The organism is Corynebacterium sp. HMSC28B08 (assembly GCF_001806865.1).
GTDB lineage: Bacteria > Actinomycetota > Actinomycetes > Mycobacteriales > Mycobacteriaceae > Corynebacterium > Corynebacterium auriscanis.
On record NZ_KV786184.1, the window covers coordinates 30247 to 49306 of the forward strand.

Below are 19060 nucleotides of genomic sequence, written 5' to 3' on the forward strand. Positions count from 1 at the left end.
GACGAATGTGCAGCAGAAGTCCAACAAAAACGCGACATTTTGTCAGAGTTCTGCTGCAGATTGTGCGACCCAGTGCGTGCCGGCGGGTGCCACGCCAAAATGTGGCCGGCGGGTGCCACGCTCCACGTCGATCGTTTGCGGGGTGTAACTGTTAACAACGTCATTGGCACGATTGCCGCCTGGGTTTCACGCTGCATGGGTCGGTGGGGAACTATCGGGACCGCCAGTCGGGTGGTTTTGCGCTGGTGGCAAGAGTGCATTTTGCGCTGGTGGCACGAGCGCATTTAGTGCTGCTGGTACTAGGGCAGCCACAGTACGGTTTGTCTATCTGCAAACCCCCTGCGCTAAGGTATTAGCCGTTATGGCAGCGAAAAAGAGCATTCCCGTTGATTCGGGAAAATCGAAAGGGAAGGCCTCCCAAAAGGCAAAGGCCCGGACCGGAAAAGGGACCGGGTCCTTAGTCGTTGCTACCAACCGCAAGGCTCGCCATGATTATCACATCCTGGACACTTACGAGTGCGGTGTGGTTTTGGTAGGCACCGAAGTCAAGGCTTTGCGGGAGGGCAAGGCCTCTTTGGTCGACGCCTACGCGACGATCGACGAAGGTGAAGTGTGGTTGCGCGGGCTCCACATCCCCGAATATTCCATGGGTCACTGGACCAACCACAGTCCGCGACGGACCCGGAAGCTCTTGTTGCACCGTCGCGAAATCGATTCCCTCATGGGTAAAGTGCGCGATGGAAATTCCACTTTGGTGCCCCTGCAGCTGTATTTCGTCGCTGGGCGGCTCAAGGTAGAACTGGCACTTGCGCGAGGCAAACAGGAATACGATAAGCGCCAGGATATTAAGCGCCGAACCGAGGAGCGCGAGATCACGCGGGAAATGGGCCGCCGCATTAAGGGAATCCAGGGCTAGCGCGTTTAAGGGTGGTCAGGGTTCGCGCGGTAGGACGCTCTGAGCTATCACTGTCAAAGTGTCCTAGAATGGCGCGTTTCCTGTCGCTGTCACTTCTCTCTATCTTCCTGCGCCTCCAATCACTTCTTTAAAGAATCGCTTGTGAGATTCATCCTTGAGGACGATTGGGTGCATGAGTGCGGTGTTTTATGGTGGTACATGCATGATTGAATACACGGGCAACTAAAAGATTGGTGGGCGCATGGCAGTGGAGCATTGGCGATTGGCGCATCCAAACCGAGGTCTTTTAGAGGTATTGGTGGGGTCGTCGGAGGAACTGCGCGAGTATGACCCGAAGTTTCCATTGGATGCAGAACAGGAGGGGAAGGAAGAAAAGAGGCGGAAGGAAAACCCTGCGCCGACAGCGCCAAAAGGGGAGGGGGTCGTAGGTAGCGGTGAGCGTGCGAAGTGGGAGGGTGTGAAAAGCAAGGAGACAGGGGCAGAGGGGAACGAAATCACCAACTACCTCGACGAACTTGAAAAGGACTCGGAAAACCCTGGTGCTCGAGGGAAGATTTCGAAGGTTGCACTGGGGTTCCTCTCCTCGAAATGCGTTCTCGTTCGGCAGGATAAACAAGTCATTGCACGTTTGGAATCCCTCCAAAATGTCAAGATATCCTTGGATAAGGTTTCCCCGAAGGTCAAGGATGGAAAACTCGGTTACGAACTAACCATCTCGGAACCGTTTTTGGAGCTACAGAAGAACTTCACCGGGAATCATTTAATTGAAGTGATCGTGAAAACTAGGGGAGAACTGGTGAAGTTCGACCCGCCGGCTGGATCCCCGGCAGCTGCACGTGAGAAAGCTATGGAGGAATCGCCGACGAAACGTTGGCTATATCCTTTTCTTTCTGGTTTGGGTAAAGGAGGCTGGGCTGTTGCTGTCCTCATCCTTGGTCCCGTTGTTTCCAAGATCTTTGATCTTCTTTGGGGACTAATAGAACCTCATTTGCCCGATTGGGACTTACCTTCCATTCCTTGGCCGAGCATCGATCTACCCGATATCCACCTGCCGTCGATTCCCTGGCCTCACATCAACTGGCCACACATCGACCTGCCGGATTGGCACATCCCAGAATGGATGAGGCCGGTATTGCACGTCTTGGCGGTGGCGGCGGATTACTCCAAGATTTGGGTTCCCATTGTGATTGGTCTTTTCATCGGCCTGATGTCCGTGCGGCGAAGTAAGAAGTCCCAAGCGGTGAAAGAAAAGTGGAATGACGACGAAGAACCTCAGTCCCAGGAACCCTGATTGCTTCCTACGATAGCGAAGGGTAACATGAATAACCCTGCTGTCAAACGTTTCCGCAGCAGGGTGATGCATAAGGGGTCGATTTGGTTTCGACTTCGTGCATTGAGCCAGGGGAAGCGTGCCGGTGCAGGTAGGAGACCACCGTTAAGCGTCGCTACAAACCTATAAGCGCCGAGAACACTCAGCGCGACTACGCCCTCGCTGCCTAAATACAGCGACCGCGTGTCTGTCAGTCCGGGATGGTCCCTGTCCCGGGTACTGGCATCGACTTAAGGGACTTGCTGCATTATCTTGTTGCTCGGGTGATGCGGGACTTCTAGGGCAACTGGGCCCGTCATCCAGACCTGTTCGTGGGATCTGGAGGGCCGAGTAGAGATAAGGCGCGAACTGCGCACGGAGAAGCCCTGGCGAGGTCGCGAAGGACCCGGGTTCAATTCCCGGCGGCTCCACCAAAAGGACGCTCATTTTTATACAAAGTGGGCGTCCTTTTTGTACCCCTCGGGTTCCGCGTTTTATCTGTTAAAGCGCGGGATTCGAGGGGTTTTCTGTTTAGTTCCGACGGATGGGGGGGGGCTGCGCTGCCAACGGGCCGTGACCGGGAAACTGTGGCGTTTGACCCGTGTTAGTGAGGCTGATCGGGGGGAGCCGTCAAAAAGTATGGGTCTCCGTTAAAAGGTGCAGGCTTTCGTCAAAAGTATGGGTGGGCGTCAAAAAGTGTCGGTCAGCTCGCGGCTATTAGCTAGTCAAGCCTGCGCCCGCGAGGACTTATCACCGACTGTACTCAGACCCTGGCCAGCCAGCTGACCCAGTACAAGAAGCGTGACCCAGTACAAGAAGCGGAAGAAAACCCAGGACATTTCAAAGCCTGATAACGAGTAGCCGTGGCCGTTGTTTTGCCTCTGAGGTGGGGATGACGGCCACACTTTTGTCTAGTGGAGAGTCCAGACAGGTAGGTTCCTCCAGTCATCGGGAAATCCCATCTCATCGATTTTCCGCAACGCTAGTGGGTCGTACTCTTCCTCGATCAGCTTACGAACCTTATTCACCCAGGTTGAGCCAGGAGAGACGCTTCGTAACATGAATGCGATGATGGTGAGAGCTCCGAAGAGTCGTTCGCTTTGCCCTTTGGGGAGACAAGACAACTCCTGGATCGTGCGGAAAGCGTTTGTGGATGCTGGAGTGAAGTAACGGTTCCAGAGTCGGCTGTGGTGCGCACAAGTGTTTCGTAGCACGGTGAGTTGTTCGCACCAACGAGCGAGTGGATCTTGGTTGTAGTAGCTCTTCTTCTGTCGAGAATTCAGCTGATCAGGGTCGAGACGTAAACCGAAACTGTGTGAGATGCTTCGCTGATCCTCAAGGAGGAGGCCGTCAAAGAGAATCGAAATATCGGAGAAATCAAGGGCATCAGCAAGAACCCAGAATGGGTAGTCGTCGTAGTTGGCAGCGTAGTGGGCAACAGCTTGACTGCGCTTGCGCGCTCGGTCCACGCGCTTTTCTGCAGTTTTTAGCCAATCTTGATGCTGAAATTTCTCACGGAAACAGCTGCGGTCCTTGTAGGACAAGGCGCCTTTCGCAATGAGCAATTCGCCGATCCTTGCGCGAAGCGCAACCTCAATGCGCTCAATCCCATCGTAGATAAGTGTGCGCATTTTGCGGTCGAACTCGTAGAGCGCCACTACTTCCTCAAACGTTGTGCCCGGCACGAAGCTATCAGCGCGTTGTGGTTCTTTGGGATCTTCAGGCTCGGGAAGCACCCGGTAGGAGTACCAGTACCCGGACAATCGGTAGTATGAGACGCTAGACAGCCACTGCCGTGCTAGCGGCTCATTGACCTCCATCCCGCGGGTGCGCAGGAGTGTAATCTGCTCATCAACCGTGGTGGGATTCTTGATCTTCTTCATGGGAGACTGCTGCCTAGATAGAAATCCAGCCCGTCTCCAACCTAGTTGTCGAAGCGGGCTGAACGATTACCTACACGGTACCACGCCCTCCGCGAGAACTCCAGCCCTTGAGGGCGAGTCCACCTCGTGCCCACTTTGTGCGCCATCGCCGCATAGACACGGATGACTCCCAGTGCCCGACTTGGTTGAAGGCCGGCCTGGACTGCGACGTAGCGCAGCGGATCCGGTCGTGGTGACGCTCACGCTACCAAGAACGCAGATGCTCAGCGAGAGTATGCGACCAAGCAATGACCCCAGCCATTTGTGCCTGCTCGCGAGGGGGCAGTGGCCTAGACGGGGTTCTACTGCCACCGGAATGCGCCAGCGCGCACCTCAAGTGCTGATTGCAATCGCGGGGTTATAGAACGCGTGTGCTCAGAGCCGTGTGGGTAGAAGGCTCCCGCTCGTGGTTGAGGTCATGGCCACCGGCAGGCGGATCATCGTCACCGGCGAGATCACCACCACTGTCCGGCCACAGCTGCGCGCCTCCGCTTGTGCTGCGCTGCGTCGGGCTGGATATACCCCGAACCGGTTCCTGATCTGTGTGTGGGTGCGCCGCCAGTCTGGCCGACATCGGCGCAGGCGTTTCCACCTTTCTCGAGGCTAGCGCCGGTGATGAGTCGCCATATGCGAGCCTCGGAGCTGGCGACCAGGGCGCCGTTTAGGGGTACGTCACCAACGAGACGAGCCAGCGTCTGCCGCTGCCACTGGTGCTTGCTCATGAGATCTGTTGCCGCCTCGATACTGCCCGCCAACGGTGCGTTCTGGGACATTTACGACCATTCGAACGCTTGGGGGATCCGATGGGCCATCTCGTCGCCATCTACGCCACCACCGCCCGCGACCTAGGCGAATACGATCACCACCGCCAAGAGCTCGAAGACTGCCCAGACCAATCAGCCATTTGTACCCGCCCCCGCCGCACATGCATACACCCAGTGGCCTGAATCACAATGAACGTCTAAGTAACCACTAGGACGCCCACTTTGTGTCAAAATGAGCGTTCTTTTTGTATCCTTCGGGTTCCGCGCTTTACTTAGTAAGGGGCGGGGTTTGAAGGGTTTTCTGTGTTCTAACGATAGACTGACATATTGAAAACCAATAGAAAACGACTGATAGTCGATATATGTCTGCTGTGGATGCTGAGGCTCTGCGTCAAGCCCGTATTGTACAAATTGCCCTAGTGGTGATAGCGGTTCTCCTCGCGCTCTTGTATGTGGTGCTGCCTGTCGGCGCTACATCAGTTGGAAATGATTTCGGTGTTTCTCATCTGATCCCCCTTACTCAATTGCGAGCTGCCTGACTGTAGCAGCGATCCATGTTTTTCTGCTTGTTGTATGGGGGATCGTTGGATTTATCAGAACTGGTCCGTTCTACGCTAGGCCTGTTGAACTGTGGGTCAGGATCGCTAAAACCGCAGCCCTGTTCGGGTGCGCCCTGCCAGTAGCGGCGGGCCTGCATCTAGCCGTGGTGGAGAACGCGGATGGGCCGCTTTTCTTCCTGTTTGTTTTAGGCATGGTGACGCTAGCGATTGCGGGTTCGAAATCACTGGACTAACTCGTCGAGCTTTATCGAGGTGTGAGCGTCAACGTAGCGGACCTAGCGGAGGGCATCTGATGATTCGCGTCAATATCGATGTCCTGTTGGCTCAGCGGGGCTTAGGTGTTCAGGCGTTTGCCGACCTTATCGGCATCACACCGGCCAATGTGTCCGTGCTCAAGAACGGCCGGGCGAAGGCGATCAGATTCTCGATGCTCGAAGCGATTTGCGCCGCACTGGAGTGCCAACCGGGCGACATCCTGCAATGGGTGTCCGACGACAGCGTCGAGTAGGTGTTCAGAAGTTATCGGCATTGCCACTCTGGTCGTCTCCTTGTGACATCGTGACTAACTCGTTACTAAGACCGTCAGCACACAGTTGGTGGGGCCCGGCAGTGCCACTTCGAACTGGTTTATGGTGACTGGAATGAAGGATTCGTGGGATGGCTTGATCTAAGGCCGGAGGCACTGCGGTTTCGGAGAACAAGCCCCCGTTGGCCAAGATTCGCCCAGTTACGTTGAAGGATCGCCGGCACTGAGGCCTCGGGCAGCGGGTAACCGCAGTAACCTCAGCAACCCCACATTTCGGTTTTGAAGGTGACGCGTGGAGGTGGCGCCATGAGCGCCATGGGCCACCCCTAGGCGTGTTTCGGTAAGGAAACGGACAGTGGGTTATTCAGCGTTTTCTACTGCTGTCGCGACTCGTTCATGAGCCTCCCAGATCTCCTGTGGGAGGTTCTTAAACTGTTCGAGGTGCTCGCGGCGCGCCTGCATTTCTTTGACCCACAGGTCCTTGTCAACCCTCAGGATTTCATCGAGATCCTCGCGATCGCTCGTGAATCCGGTGAGGTTGAGTTCTTCAATCAGCGGCACAGTGCCCACCGGGGTCTGTTTGCCTGTGACGCGCCCTTCCTTCAGGTCGAGAAGCCACAGTAGTGCGCGCAGATTATCGCGGTAGCCTGGCCAGCGGTAATGTCCGTCCTCCGGATCGCGTTGGAACCAGTTGACGTGCGCAAAGATCGGAGTGTGGGTAGCATCACCGATGATCTTGAGCCAGGGGCCGCGTATTCACCCTCGGGGTACGACATGAATGGACGCATGGACATGGGGTCGTATCGCAGCACTCCTTCCTTGCCTTCGGCGGCGAACGTCGCTTGCGCGCCGAGCGTCAAACCGTCGTACACACCCTCGGCAATGTCAGTAATCGCACGAATCAATGGTTCGCGGTTTGCCACACGGCCACCGAAGATGATCGCGTCAATGGGTACACCCGCAGGCGCGTCATAGTCGGGCCCAACATTGGGTACGTTTGCGAGAGTTGTGGTGAACCGTGAGTTCGGATGAGCCCACTCGTCACCCTTTGCTTTCGAGCGCTGGCGCTCAGCCGGGCGATCCGAGATCAGCTCACCTTTCCAGTCCAACCAACCGGTCACATCTTCGGGGTAGTCCGGTGTTTTCCCTTCCCACCACAGGTCTTGCTGCTCCGGGTTGTAGGCGACGTTCGTGAAAAGAGTGCGAGTGCCGGGGGCCAGTGACTCCATCGCGGTGGGGTTCGTATCCCAGTTTGTGTCCTTGGCGACGCCGAAGGCACCGAATTCGGGGTTCATGCCGTAAAGCTTGCCCTCCTTCGGGTCAACGCGCAGCCACACGATGTCATCCCCGTAGAAATGGACCTCGTAGCGGTCACCTAAACCTTCTGGCGGGAGCATCATCGCAAGGTTTGTTTTGCCTGAAGCTGAAGGGAAGCCCCCGCACACGTAGTAAGTGCGGTCTTCCTGCTTGTCCTTGATTCCGATAAGCATGAACTGTTCACCGAGGAACTCTCCAGAAAACCACCCGTCGAATGACCCTTGGCGCAGCCCGTGGGCAATTTTGCCCAACAGTGCATTTCCGCCGTAGGAGGAACCAAAGTGCAAAATTGTACGTTCATCAGCAACGGTGGCGAATAGGCGTTTATCCTCATCAGTGCCTTGACCGAGGTCTTCCAAGTCCCCTGTGACGTGGACTGCGCGTACGAATGTTGCTGGATCGTCAAGGTCGTTCAAATACTGTACGCCCACACGAGCCATACGAATCATGTGGATAGCCACTGTGCGGTTATCGGTTAACTCCACGCCACGCGCGTACTTCTCCAGCGGAGAGCCGACGGGAGCCATGAGGTACGGAACTACGTACATGGTTTTACCCCGCGAGGCGCCACGCATGTGCTCTAGCTGAACCTCGGTCACTTCGGCGGCGTCGCGCCAATTGTTGTATACGCCAGCATCGCTGGGGCGGTGGGTGGCGACAACTGTGCGCTCCTCAGAGCGTGCCGTGTCCTTGTAGTAGGAACGAGAGTAGTAGCGGTCCTTACCGGCCGGGAAAATCTCGCCAGCAGCTAAAGCCTCGTTGACAATGCGTTCGTCGTCGGAAGCGTCAATGACCTCAATGCTGTCGGGCTCGGTGATGCTCGCCCAGTACTCTACGTATTCTTCAACGGCTGGGTTGCGCAGTCCTGCGGCCCGGAGAATGCCGGGAATGTCGTTCATATGTTTCCTTCCCAAACTCACTGCCACACACAGGCAGCTACATATGTGGTTGCACCAAGGCGGTGGGTGACCTGCGATCCACAGGTTTCACGGCTATCTGAGTAAGCACTATCAGCGCACAGCAGGGTTATCAGCTCCCTCATGCTTCGTTAATGCCATTCGTTAACGCGTACAGCACCGACCTCAGTACCAACTATGTCACACTGAACAAAAAAGTTCGCTAACTTGAAGCCTTCGAGTGTGTGACGCTTTGTTTTCTTTGGTCTTGTGTGTTCGACCAGTCAAAATGGCAATGAACCATGCATGCCAAGTCTTCACTGTTTACTGAGCTGTCCCAGGATTTGTTCCGCCCTGCTTTAGGAGGGGGGCATGGCGAAGAGGTGTGCGCAAGTTTTAAGATCGTGCTGTGTGGAAGGGCAATTACCGTCTCACCCAACACAAGCCATGCATCCGGTGGAGAGTGAAAAGGCTAGATAGCCCCGAAGGGGGGTGCCAAAATAATCCTCAGCAGCCTTCGCAGCTACCACGTGTGAGATCGCGGAGTGGATCACCGCCAGGTTTACTTCATAGGCACTCGCACTGGGCGCACTCGCACTGGGCGGTACTGATGCTTAGGGGATGGCGGTGCGTTGGGAGCGGGCAGCACGGAGGTCGTTGGCGATGACGACTACTTCGGCAAGCTCATGGACGAAGACAACCGCGGCCAAGCCTAGGGTGCCGGTAATCGCCAGGGGCAAAAGCATAGTGATGATCTCCAGGGACAGGACGATGTTCTGGTTCATGATCGCCCGGCCTCGGCGGGCGTGGCGGAGTGCTTGCGGGATGAGGCGTAGGTCGTGGCCGGTAAAGGCGACATCGGCGGATTCGATTGCGGCATCCGATCCGGTGGAGCCCATTGCGATTCCGACCGTGGCTGAGGCTAGGGCAGGAGCGTCGTTGATGCCGTCACCAATCATGCCCGTGGGGCGCTGGCTGGCCGATGCGGCGACCTCAGTGGCCTTATCTTCGGGGCGCAGTTCAGCACGTACATCGGTGATGCCGGCAATTTTGGCTAGGGCGTTCGCGGTGCGGGGGTTGTCGCCGGTGAGCATAAAAACTTCGATCCCTTGCATCTGCAAGGCGGTAACGGCTTTGGCTGCTTCGGGGCGCAGTTCGTCGCGGACCCCGATCGCGCCGACGGTAGTGCAGTCGCGGGCGACCATGACACAGGTTTGCCCGTCAGCTTCCATCGACGCCACTTGGCTGGCTAAGCTGCCAGGAGTGACCCAGCGGGGGTTGCCGACCTGTAGCTCGTGTCCATCGATCTGGCCGGTGATGCCACGCTCAGGCTCCTCGTTCACCTCGGTCGCGACAGGAATCTTGGGTGCGATGGCGGTGATGGCGGTGGCGATCGGATGTGTGCTGTGTGATTCGAGTGATGCCGACCACGCCAACACCTCCTCGCGGGAAACGCCCGCTACTGTAGTGACAGTTATGACGGTGGTCTTGTTGCGAGTAAGGGTGCCTGTTTTATCCACGGCGATTCGGCGCAGCGAGCCGAACTGCTCAAACGCAGCACCGCTCTTAATGATTACACCGAACTGGCTGGCAGCTCCGATCTCTGAGACTACGGTTACCGGCACAGCGATCGCCAATGCACACGGGGATGCCCCAACAAGTACGACCAAGGCTCGGGTGATCCACGTTTCAGGATCGCCTAACACTGAGCCGAGGGCGCCGACGAGGAGGGTGAGGACAATCACACCTGGCACCCAGCGGGCGGGCAATCCGGTCGGCGAGACGGGCGCGCTCACCACGATTCTGCTGGGCCCGTTCAACCAACCCGACGAGGGTTATCAGGGAGTTGTCGGTGCCGTCGGCGGTTGCGGTGATCTCCAGCACCCGGGTGGTATTGATGGGCCCGGCGTATACATCATCGCCGGGAGCCACATCGACTGGGATGGATTCCCCGGTAATGGCTGAAGTGTCGAGGCTGCTGCAACCGGAAGTAACGGTGCCGTCGGTTGCTACACGCTCACCTGGTCGAACCCGCAGTACGTCTCCAACCTTTACCTCGCGCGCGGGCACTGTCACTGCGCTGTCGCTGGATACAACGGTGGCAGTTTCCGGAACGTGTTTCAATAGAGCCTGCAACCCTGATCGTGCGCGTTCCATCGCCTTGTCCTCTAGGGCTTCGGCGATAGAGTAAAGGAACGCCAATGCAGCGGCCTCTTCGACATGGCCGAAGATCACCGCGCCGCCCGCGCTGATTGTCATCAGTAGCGCGATTCCGACCTTGCCTCTGATGAACAGGCTCTTTAGAGCCTCAGGTGCGAAAGTGGATGCACCCAGAAGGAGGCCTACCCAAAACATCACCGACGCCACTGTTTCCCCAACCTGGCTCTCACTAGTCGTCCAAGTGGTTATGAGCCCGGTGAGGACGAACACGCCTGAGGCGGCGGGTATTAGAATCGACGTGTCGCGCCACCACGGGCGTTCGATCTCTTTGTTTTCGCTCGACTGCGGCGGCTCGCAGCCACACGCAGCACTCACGGAATGACTCCCGTCGTAGGTGTGCAGCAGCCGGGCAGGATGCATGTTGGGTCGATGCAGGGGACTTGCTTGTCGAAGGCAAGGGTCACGTCCACCAGTGCGGTCAGAGCCACGGTTAGGTGAGGGTCGGCGATCCTGTACCGGGTTTTACGGCCCTCGGGCTCGCAGACCACGATCCCGCAACCGCGCAAACAGCTCAGGTGATTTGACACGTTCGTGCGAGTCAACCCCAGTTCCCGCGCCAGCTCCGCCGGATACCCCGGACCGTCCAGCAGTGACAACAGAATCCTCGATCGCGTCGGATCGGCCATTGCTCGGCCCAATCGATTCATTACATCCACCCGTGAAGACATAGTCAGCATTTACTGAACTATTCAGCCATCGATGACCTATAGGCTCTCTAGGGATAGTGCAGTGCAAGTGGCCTGAGAAGTACTGGCGGGTTCGGCGACGAAATTCTCAACATCAAGCCGGCCACGTTGCATAACTGGATCCTTAACGAACACCGACTTCACGCCTCGATAGGCTGGAAGACTCCTGTAGAGGTTGAGCTAGCGGTGTGGGCTGAGGTTCACACCTCGTAGAAAATGGATACCAAGGTAAACGCCTAGGTATAAAACCTGAAACACGTCAGTTCTACGAGCTGAAGGTTAGGCCTCGTGGTGTGGGTAATCAATGCTGAGTCGTTTGGTGGGTGCAGAAAGCACTCACCCCTTTGGTGGGTGGGCACGTGGAATAAAGATCCCGCGATTCAAGTTGAGCCCCGTGGAAAATGATCGCTCAACTGAAAGGCTTAGTGTGGCCACGCTATTCACCCCTGCAGAGGCAGGGGCATTGCAACTTCGCAACCGTGTGACAATGGCAGCGTTGACCCGCTCTCGGGCAGGCAAAGATGGAATTCCCACGGACATGCACGTGGAGTACTACACCCAACGCGCGAGTGCGGGATTAATCGTCACCGAAGGCACGAGTACCGGTGACGTAGGCAAAGCATTTGTGGGCCAACCCGGGATCCATACCGAGGAGCAACTCGCTGGATGGCGCCGAGTGGCGGATGCTGTGCACGCCTCCGGCGGCACGATCGTCATGCAGATCATGCACGGCGGACGGCTGACCTTGCCTTCGATCAACAACGGTGAGCAGTCGGTGGCGCCTAGCGCGATTGCCCCTGGGGTTACGCTGCATGGCGCGAATGGGCGCGAGGAAGTCCCAAGCCCACGTGAGTTGGGTCGTGACGAACTCGACGGCATCGTTGCAGAATTCGTTTCTGCTGCTCGGAACGCTGTCCAGGCGGGAATGGACGGCGTGGAGATTCACAGTGCAAATGGCTATCTGCTCCACCAGTTCCTGGCACCATCCGCCAACCATCGGACCGATGAATACGGTGGTTCGGCCGACAACCGCGCGCGACTGGTGATTGAGGTCGTTCGGGCCGTCGCCCGCGAGATTGGCGCGGATCGCACTGCCCTGAGGATCTCTCCGCAACACAACGTGCAGGGTGCAATCGAAGACGATAGGGAACAGGCCGCGAAGACTTACGCTGCCCTACTCGCGGGAGTTTCGGATCTGGGATTGGCGTACCTGTCGATTCTGAACGTCGAAATCGACAGTCAGTTTGTCGCGGACCTGCGATCTCAGTTCGGGGGCTTCACCGTGCTCAACAGTGGATTCGGTGAGATGACGGAATTGGATGAAGCCCGCCACATCGTGGAAGGCGATCTCGCCGATGCAGTCGCGGTCGGACGATTGCTCATTGCCAACCCCGATCTTGTTAAGCGTTGGGAAAACGGATTGGAGCTCAACGTTCCCAACCCAGCGACGTTCTATACCCCAGGGGCTGAAGGCTATATCGATTACCCGTTTGCGGAGTAGAGCGGGCGTCCACCACAGCTGGCTCGGGGAATCGTGGCGGTTCCCACAGTTGCCACTGGTCGGTGCTAGCAAGCCCTGTCCTACCGATTACACGTTTGTTATGCCGATTACACGTTTGCGGAGTAGGGCGGGCGTGCCTCGCATCTCTTGTAGCGCGGATAGCCTCCGGTACCGCCACCGCGAAGTGGCGGTGCTGGTCTCAAGGCGGGCTCAACGGCAGGCTCAAGGTAGGTGCAACGGCGGGCGCTAACCGGCGCCGTTTTTCACAGGCACGTCACTTGTCGATCTTCGACCAGACGGCCCGCGCATCCTCGGAAGAAATCGAAGTATCGAATTCCTCCCGCAGCACCTTCTGCAGATCCTCGGGCCCCTCCAACTCGCGTTCCGTCGCCTCACCATCGGCAGGGCTGACTCGGAACTTCGCATTAGCGAGCGTGACCTTGGTGCCATCCAGACGGTAGCGGGCCAAAGCCAACATAGAAGTGAATATCGAGCTGGGGTGCGTAGCGGCCCACCAATTGGAATTTTCTAGGTCGGACTCCGCCAGAGGCGCCATGGAAAAACCGTAGACCCCAGAGAATGCATCGCCGTCGTTGTCAACGGGAGCGGAATCTTCGGCAGCTGGATCACCGCCGTCGTCACCGCGATGCTCCTGGTGCGGTCGCGTCTCCAACACAAAGTCGATCCCCGGGACCTCGGTGAATTTCGTGGCGCTTACTCTAGCTATACGGTGGTCGCCGTGGGGCGAATCCACAATAGGCCCAAAATCCTCCCCCTCTGAAGGAAGTGGCACGGGATGCAGGGGCGTTCCAGCTCCGAATCCCGGGTCAACGAGAAATGAGGCTTCGCCATCGGCAACCAAGTTTGCCTGGTGCGTGTACGGCGAAGGATTCTCCACATTTTTCAGCAGTACACGCGCCAGCACGGGACGCACTTCGAAACCCATTTCACGCATAGCTGTTCTAATCAGGGGCGCGTGCTCATGGCAATAACCCGCCTCGTTGCGAATCACCATTTTGTCGAAGGCCTTATCGGGGGTGATTCCCGGCGTTCGTCCCGATAAAACCTCGGTATTGCCAAAGGGCATCGCATTCGCATGTCGAGAAGGTAATTCGTGGAAGAAATTGCCGTCGAAAGTTGGGTCAGTTTCTTCATCCGCGGGGTTCAATCCCAGCTTGTGCAAGTAGGTGTGAAGGTCAAATGGCTCGGCTGCCAATTGGTACTCCTTTGCGTTATGGATTGGTGAGTAACAGCACGCAAGACTTCTATTGGGTGCTGCCACTAGTGTTGCCATCCACGATAGGAGGTTGTTGTCTGATAAGCAGACTCGCGGGATCTGATTTTTCAGCGAGGCCGCTCTCACACCCCTAAATTGCCACGAGGGCCCGTTTCCATGCCTTGAAACGCACACGCCCACCGGTTGCGCCGGTTACTCTTCTCGATTCGTGCCGCTCAAGGCATGCAGGAGTCAGCCGGCCGGGCCCGTTTGCCGCCTTTTTTCGCCGGAGGTTCGCAAGAACCGGTTCCGCCGGTTACGCTTCTCGATTCGTACCGCTCAAGACATGCAGGAGTCGGCCGGCCGGGCCCGTTAGTCGATCTTGGTTGACCAGGTGTGCACGGGCTCGCCGCTTTGCTGGTTGTCTAAGTAGGCGGCCAACATGCGGGCAATTGCTTCCCGACGCCGCGGAGAATCCGGCTCAATATTGCTACCGCCGGTATTCGCCAGCGCGGTGAGTTGCCACGTGGCGCCATTCTGGCGGGATTTAGTGCGAGCACCAATGATGCCCAAGTAGGTATCAATGAGGTCCTTATTGACATCAAGTGATTCCAACCCGCGGCGGGATTGCTCAAGAAGGTGATCCCGAACCAATTCGCTGACACTCACCTTGCCAACACGTGGCCACTTCATACGGGCGAACAACCCATCACGGGCGCCGGCATTGAAGTTGGCGTCGGCATCAGAGAAAGGAAGACGAGACCACACCGGGCGAGCCTGGTTGCTTAAGTACTTGACGAGGCCGTAGTAAAAGGCAGCATCAGCCACGATGTCAGCCGCAGTGGGCCCCGCAGGCAATAGACGGTTTTCCACACGGATGTGCGCCTGCGGTGTGTTCGGATCGTAGATTGGCCGGTTCCAGCGCCAGACCGTGCCGTTTTGCAAGTTAAGGTAGTGCAGTGCCGGGTTATTACCATTCATGATGGGGTTGCCGGCTTCTAGGCGTGCCTCAGGCAGCAGGGGAGAGAAGTACCGCACGTTTTCCTCGAACAGGTCAAACACGCTGGTAATCCAACGTTCCCCGAACCAAACTCGCGGGCGCACGCCCTGATTTACCAGCTCGTTGGTGCGGGTATCGATGGACTGAGCGAACAGCGGAATGCGGGACTCGTGCCACAACTGATAACCCGCGAAGAGTGGAGAGTTCGCCGCTACGGCTGCCTGAACACCCGCAATTGCCTGAGAAGCGTTCCACGCGTCCGCGAAACGATTCGGCGCGACCTGCAAGTGTAACTGAATGGACGTGCATGCGGATTCTGGCGCGATGTCTTCAAAATCGTGCAAGTAACGGTCCTGGCGGGTGATATCGATCCGAACCAGTTCGCCACGTGCCTCCATAACCGCGTTGCTGAGAGCACGGTAGCGATTCTCCTGCGTCATCCACGACGGATCGGAAAGGAATTCGGTGGTCAGGGTGGGCAGCGTGCCGATCATCGCTACATTGGCGCCGTGCTTGCGGGCAGCTGCGCGGGCCGTATCCAATCGTTGTTCCAACCCAGAATGAAGCCTCTGCAAGCCGTCGCCAGAGATCGATAGCGGGGGGTGATTCACCTCAATATTGAAAGACCCGATTTCCGATTGGAACTCGTCGGAAAGGTCTTCCAGCACTTCCTTACCGACCTTGGCCGGCTGCATGTTCTCGTCAACAAGGTTGAGCTCGAGCTCCAGACCGATCGAACCCTCATCCATGAACTCTGCCTCTTGGAGGTGGTGATCGAAAAGCTCCAAGTCGTGCAGAAGATTCTTGCGGTAACTTGTCCGTTGCTTCGGGGTGTATGTGTGTGATGAAACGGCGTCTCCCATGCAGGCAAGCATATCGCAGGGATCAGTTAATTTTGGCGGACTTGCCCGCCCAGGCCTCCTCACGCAACGCATTCTTTCGAACCTTCCCCGTTGAGGTCCGGGGTAGCTCGTCTAAAATCACGATGTCTCGCGGCACCTTGTAACCGGCAATGCGTGCACGACAGTGTGCAATGACGGCCTCGCCGACGGCGTCGTGATCAGCAGATTGGGCTTCCGGGCGTAGCACCACAAAAGCTCGCGGGCGCTCACCCCACTTGTCATCGGGTACACCCACGACCGCGCAATCTGAGACATCGGGGTAGCTGACAATGGCCTGTTCGACCTCGATCGTCGAGATATTCTCGCCACCACTGACCACCACATCCTTCGCGCGGTCAAGCAGTTGAATGTAGCCGTCTGGATGCTTCACGCCGAGGTCGCCCGTATGGAAAAAACCGCCTCGGAACGCAATATCCGTGGCTTCGTCATCATTGAAGTAACCGGCCATAATGCCGTTTCCGCGCATGACGATTTCGCCCATGGTTTTGCCGTCGCTGGGTACTTCTTCGATTGTTGGGTCGTCGTCCGTGGTTTTTTCGACTACCAGTACCTCTTCGTTGGTAATCAAGGGCACTCCTTGCCGGGCTTTCAAAACGGCTCGACGCCGCACTGTCATATCCGACCATTCTGGCTGGGGCTCACAGACAGTGTAGGGTCCGTAAGACTCAGTCAATCCGTACACGTGTGTGACTTCCACACCGAGGTTTTCGCAACGGGTGATAATGGTGGGGCTTGGGGGAGCGCCTGCCGTTACAATGCGCAGGTTCTTTACACGGCGCTTGTTGTCATCATCAACCAGGGTGGTGAGCACCGCTGGTGCACCGCACATGTGGGTGACGTGCTCTTCGCTGATGAGGCGCCATATTTCCGGGCCGCGTACGGCGCGCAGGGCAATCTGTGTGGCGGCTACCGCCATCGTTGCCCATCCAGTGCACCACCCAGAACAGTGGAACATGGGGAGTGTCCACAAATACACGCTGTCGGTATCGAACTTTTGAGCACTTACTTCGCCAAGCGCGTTCAGGTACGCGCCACGGTGGGTATAGACCACACCCTTGGGCTTGCCCGTGGTGCCGGAGGTGTAATTCAGTGCGATTGGATCGTTCTCATTGACTACGGCAAACGGTAGGTCCGGGCCGGAGCGGTGGGGATCCAAAAACGCCCTGACGCTGGGGAAATCGCCCGGTTGAGACCCATCGGCTTCGGGAATCTCTACCAAAGCAATATCCGCTGGCAGGTCGGCTTTGGCTGCATTGAGCAAGTCGGCTGTCCCCAGGAGGATATTGAACCCGGAATGCTGCTGGATATACGCAACTTCGGCGGGGGCCAACCGGGTATTGATAGCCACGATCACCCCTTGAGCCAGGGGAACCCCGAATTGGGCTAGCAGAGCTTCGTAGCTGTTAGGTGCTAAAACACCTACGCGGTCACCCTTGTTGAGCCCACTGGCTTGTAGGGCCCGGGCAAGCGCTTGGGCGTCGTTACGAAATTCCTCAAACGTGATCCGCCGCGAGCCATCGATGCAGGCAGTGGATTGAGGAAAGGTGGCGGCACTGCGCTCGAGGAAGCGCAGTGGAGTGAGGGGAACATTTAGTCCAGAACGATTAGTTTCCATAGGGAAATGTTAAATGGTCACTCGGTAGTTTTGTCCTCAATGCCAAAAATGCTCGGGGGCTGTTCCGCTTGCTGGACCGATGCTCTGTGCAGGTGGAGCGAGCACACTTGCTGCTTACTCGGCTTCTATTCTGAGCCCCCAGTCTCGCGAGCTTTGCCTGCGTTCGGCGCGGCTGCAACGTCGGCCCGCCACGGATTGTCGGTGTGGATAAGGAACTTGTCCACAGACTCGGGAGTGGCGCGAAGCGTGGGATCAAAGGCGAGGTAGGCCTTCGTCTCTTTGGCTATGAGCCCAGAGAGAATGAGTAGACCCACCAGGTTTGGCAGGGCCATGAGGCCGTTGGCGATGTCCGCAAGCGTCCAAACCAGACTGAGTTCAGTGGTCGCACCCACAAAAACCACGCACGTGAAGATCATACGGTAAGGCAGGGAGGCCCACAGGCCCAGCGCACGTTCGGCGTTGCGCTCACCATAGTAGGACCACCCCAAGATCGTGGAGAACGCGAAGAACACCACGGAGACCGACACGATCGTGCCGCCCCAGTCCGCACCAATTCCTGCGCGGAATGCGTCGGCAGTCATGGTGCCCGCAGACTCCTTGCCGTTGGTCCACACACCGGTCGTTACGATAACTAGCCCGGTCATGGTGACCACGATGATGGTGTCGATGAAGGTTTGCGTCATAGAAACCAGGCCTTGGCGAACCGGGTGCGTGGTTTTCGCAGCCGCGGCGGCGATAGCGGCCGAGCCCATGCCGGATTCGTTGGAGAAGATGCCGCGGGCCACACCCATTTGCAGTGCCACGATGATTGCGGCACCAGCGAAACCGCCGGTCGCGGCCGTGCCCGAGAATGCATCCGAGAAGACTTGCGCAAATGCACTCGGAATCTGATCCACGTGCATGGCTAACACAATGAATCCACCGACCAAGTAGATGATGATCATCAGCGGAACGAAGGCGGAGGTGACTTTACCGATGGTCTCGATGCCGCCCAGCAAAACCGCTCCGACCAGCACGAACATCACTACACCGGTGACCCAGGGATCGACATTGAACGTATCCTTCAGCCCGGCGGCCACGGCGTTGGCCTGGGTGAGGTTACCAATGCCAAACGAAGCGATAATCGCAGCGATGGTGAAGAACCATGCCAGGAACTTCCCCAATCCACCCCGGATGCCGTACTCCAAGTACCGCTGCGGACCGCCGGAAATCTTGCCGTTGGCATCGGATGTGCGGAAGCGAACCCCCAAGAAGGCCTCCGAGTACTTCGAGGCCATACCCACGAGGCCGGTCACCCACATCCAGAACAACGCGCCGGGTCCACCGATCGACAGGGCGGTAGCAACACCGACAATGTTGCCCACACCAACGGTTGCGGCCAGCGCCGTGGTGAGTGCTTGATATTGGGAAATATCACCGGCTCCGCCCTCGTCATTCCGGTCGACGAGTCCGTGGCGTAAAGCTACAAAAAGATACCGAAATTGTATGCCCGCCAGACGGATAGTGAGAACTAAACCTGCGCCAAGAAGAAGGGGAATGAGGAAAAACTGACCCCAAACAAAACTGTCAATAGTTTCTAAGCTCTCAGCGAAGCTTGCCTGATATGAAACGTCAACCATGCGAAAAAGGTACTGCATGGAGCCAGATATTTATTTTGATTTGCGGATTTTGGCGCAAATTGGACGTAGTTGGGGGAGGGTCCTTGCCCCC

At 57.3% G+C, this 19060-nt stretch carries 15 protein-coding genes, 1 other RNA gene and 1 pseudogene; 8 read left to right on the forward strand and 9 right to left on the reverse strand.

Going from position 1 to position 19060, the window contains the following annotated elements:
• The 4 genes from HMPREF3098_RS11710 to ssrA all read left to right on the forward strand — a co-directional run.
• Nucleotides 1-288, forward strand: a 288-nt coding sequence (locus tag HMPREF3098_RS11710; RefSeq protein ID WP_210385976.1) for a hypothetical protein, incomplete at its 5' end; no start/stop codon positions are given.
• A 73-nt stretch (nt 289-361) separates the two neighbouring features.
• Nucleotides 362-916, forward strand: coding sequence for an SsrA-binding protein SmpB (gene smpB, locus HMPREF3098_RS09835; protein ID WP_070434997.1), 555 nt, complete (start codon nt 362-364; stop codon nt 914-916).
• A 241-nt stretch (nt 917-1157) separates the two neighbouring features.
• The gene (locus HMPREF3098_RS09840) at nt 1158-2207 is read left to right on the forward strand and encodes a hypothetical protein (RefSeq protein WP_070434998.1); all 1050 of its coding nucleotides are present in this window, start codon (nt 1158-1160) and stop codon (nt 2205-2207) included.
• Nucleotides 2208-2281: 74 nt separating this feature from the next.
• Nucleotides 2282-2659: a transfer-messenger RNA gene (ssrA, locus tag HMPREF3098_RS09845) on the forward strand.
• 477 nt (nt 2660-3136) lie between these two features.
• On the opposite strand, the gene HMPREF3098_RS09850 is transcribed toward ssrA, so the two are convergent.
• Nucleotides 3137-4108: an Abi family protein gene (locus HMPREF3098_RS09850; protein WP_070434999.1), complete on the reverse strand. Its 972-nt coding sequence runs from the start codon at nt 4106-4108 to the stop codon at nt 3137-3139.
• Between the two features lie 445 nt (nt 4109-4553).
• Between HMPREF3098_RS09850 and HMPREF3098_RS11920 the strand changes: the two genes are divergently transcribed.
• The 3 genes from HMPREF3098_RS11920 (at nt 4554) to HMPREF3098_RS09860 (ending at nt 5979) form a co-directional block, all read left to right on the forward strand.
• Nucleotides 4554-4754, forward strand: coding sequence for a hypothetical protein (locus HMPREF3098_RS11920; RefSeq protein WP_246815927.1), 201 nt, complete (start codon nt 4554-4556; stop codon nt 4752-4754).
• A gap of 196 nt (nt 4755-4950) precedes the next feature.
• Nucleotides 4951-5094: a hypothetical protein gene (locus tag HMPREF3098_RS11590; RefSeq protein ID WP_168156023.1), complete on the forward strand. Its 144-nt coding sequence runs from the start codon at nt 4951-4953 to the stop codon at nt 5092-5094.
• 666 nt (nt 5095-5760) lie between these two features.
• Entirely contained in the window at nt 5761-5979 is a 219-nt protein-coding gene (locus HMPREF3098_RS09860; RefSeq protein ID WP_070435032.1) for a helix-turn-helix domain-containing protein, read from the forward strand.
• A gap of 378 nt (nt 5980-6357) precedes the next feature.
• Here the strand turns inward: HMPREF3098_RS09860 and HMPREF3098_RS11980 are convergent, their stop codons facing one another.
• From HMPREF3098_RS11980 to HMPREF3098_RS09875, 4 genes and pseudogenes are all read right to left on the reverse strand, one after another.
• On the reverse strand, nt 6358-6705 hold the full coding sequence (locus HMPREF3098_RS11980) for a phosphoenolpyruvate carboxykinase domain-containing protein (protein ID WP_256364852.1): 348 nt from the start codon (nt 6703-6705) through the stop codon (nt 6358-6360).
• Nucleotides 6600-8213 (reverse strand): phosphoenolpyruvate carboxykinase domain-containing protein, encoded by a 1614-nt coding sequence (locus HMPREF3098_RS09865; RefSeq protein WP_256364851.1) that lies wholly within the window; start codon nt 8211-8213, stop codon nt 6600-6602. Before HMPREF3098_RS09865 ends, HMPREF3098_RS11980 begins: the two co-directional genes overlap by 106 nt.
• A 611-nt stretch (nt 8214-8824) precedes the next feature.
• Nucleotides 8825-10745: pseudogene (locus HMPREF3098_RS09870) on the reverse strand (heavy metal translocating P-type ATPase).
• Nucleotides 10742-11107, reverse strand: a complete 366-nt coding sequence (locus tag HMPREF3098_RS09875; RefSeq protein WP_070435001.1) for a Cd(II)/Pb(II)-sensing metalloregulatory transcriptional regulator CmtR — start codon at nt 11105-11107, stop codon at nt 10742-10744. Before HMPREF3098_RS09875 ends, HMPREF3098_RS09870 begins: the two are co-directional and overlap by 4 nt.
• 436 nt (nt 11108-11543) lie before the next feature.
• Here HMPREF3098_RS09875 and HMPREF3098_RS09880 point away from each other — a divergent pair, with 436 nt between their 5' ends.
• Nucleotides 11544-12617, forward strand: a complete 1074-nt coding sequence (locus HMPREF3098_RS09880) for an alkene reductase (protein WP_070435033.1) — start codon at nt 11544-11546, stop codon at nt 12615-12617.
• A gap of 274 nt (nt 12618-12891) precedes the next feature.
• Here the strand turns inward: HMPREF3098_RS09880 and HMPREF3098_RS09885 are convergent, their stop codons facing one another.
• The 4 genes from HMPREF3098_RS09885 to HMPREF3098_RS09900 all read right to left on the reverse strand — a co-directional run bounded on the left by HMPREF3098_RS09885 (nt 12892) and on the right by HMPREF3098_RS09900 (nt 18969).
• Nucleotides 12892-13833 (reverse strand): arylamine N-acetyltransferase family protein, encoded by a 942-nt coding sequence (locus HMPREF3098_RS09885; protein ID WP_070435002.1) that lies wholly within the window; start codon nt 13831-13833, stop codon nt 12892-12894.
• A 372-nt stretch (nt 13834-14205) separates the two neighbouring features.
• Entirely contained in the window at nt 14206-15696 is a 1491-nt protein-coding gene (locus HMPREF3098_RS09890) for a glutamate-cysteine ligase family protein (RefSeq protein WP_070435034.1), read from the reverse strand.
• 22 nt (nt 15697-15718) lie between these two features.
• Entirely contained in the window at nt 15719-17350 is a 1632-nt protein-coding gene (locus HMPREF3098_RS09895; protein ID WP_070435003.1) for an AMP-binding protein, read from the reverse strand.
• 125 nt (nt 17351-17475) lie between these two features.
• Nucleotides 17476-18969, reverse strand: coding sequence for an alanine/glycine:cation symporter family protein (locus tag HMPREF3098_RS09900; RefSeq protein WP_070435035.1), 1494 nt, complete (start codon nt 18967-18969; stop codon nt 17476-17478).
• Nucleotides 18970-19060 lie beyond the last annotated feature (91 nt).

Bases quoted from the DNA above. Each gene is read 5' to 3' on its own strand.
- smpB (WP_070434997.1), top strand. From the start codon at position 362: ATGGCAGCGAAAAAGAGCATTCCCGTTGATTCGGGAAAATCGAAAGGG.
- HMPREF3098_RS09840 (WP_070434998.1), top strand. From the start codon at position 1,158: ATGGCAGTGGAGCATTGGCGATTGGCGCATCCAAACCGAGGTCTTTTA.
- HMPREF3098_RS09850 (WP_070434999.1), bottom strand. From the start codon at position 4,108: ATGAAGAAGATCAAGAATCCCACCACGGTTGATGAGCAGATTACACTC.
- HMPREF3098_RS11590 (WP_168156023.1), top strand. From the start codon at position 4,951: ATGGGCCATCTCGTCGCCATCTACGCCACCACCGCCCGCGACCTAGGC.
- HMPREF3098_RS09865 (WP_256364851.1), bottom strand. From the start codon at position 8,213: ATGAACGACATTCCCGGCATTCTCCGGGCCGCAGGACTGCGCAACCCA.
- HMPREF3098_RS09875 (WP_070435001.1), bottom strand. From the start codon at position 11,107: ATGCTGACTATGTCTTCACGGGTGGATGTAATGAATCGATTGGGCCGA.
- HMPREF3098_RS09890 (WP_070435034.1), bottom strand. From the start codon at position 15,696: ATGGGAGACGCCGTTTCATCACACACATACACCCCGAAGCAACGGACA.
- HMPREF3098_RS09895 (WP_070435003.1), bottom strand. From the start codon at position 17,350: ATGGAAACTAATCGTTCTGGACTAAATGTTCCCCTCACTCCACTGCGC.
- HMPREF3098_RS09900 (WP_070435035.1), bottom strand. From the start codon at position 18,969: ATGGTTGACGTTTCATATCAGGCAAGCTTCGCTGAGAGCTTAGAAACT.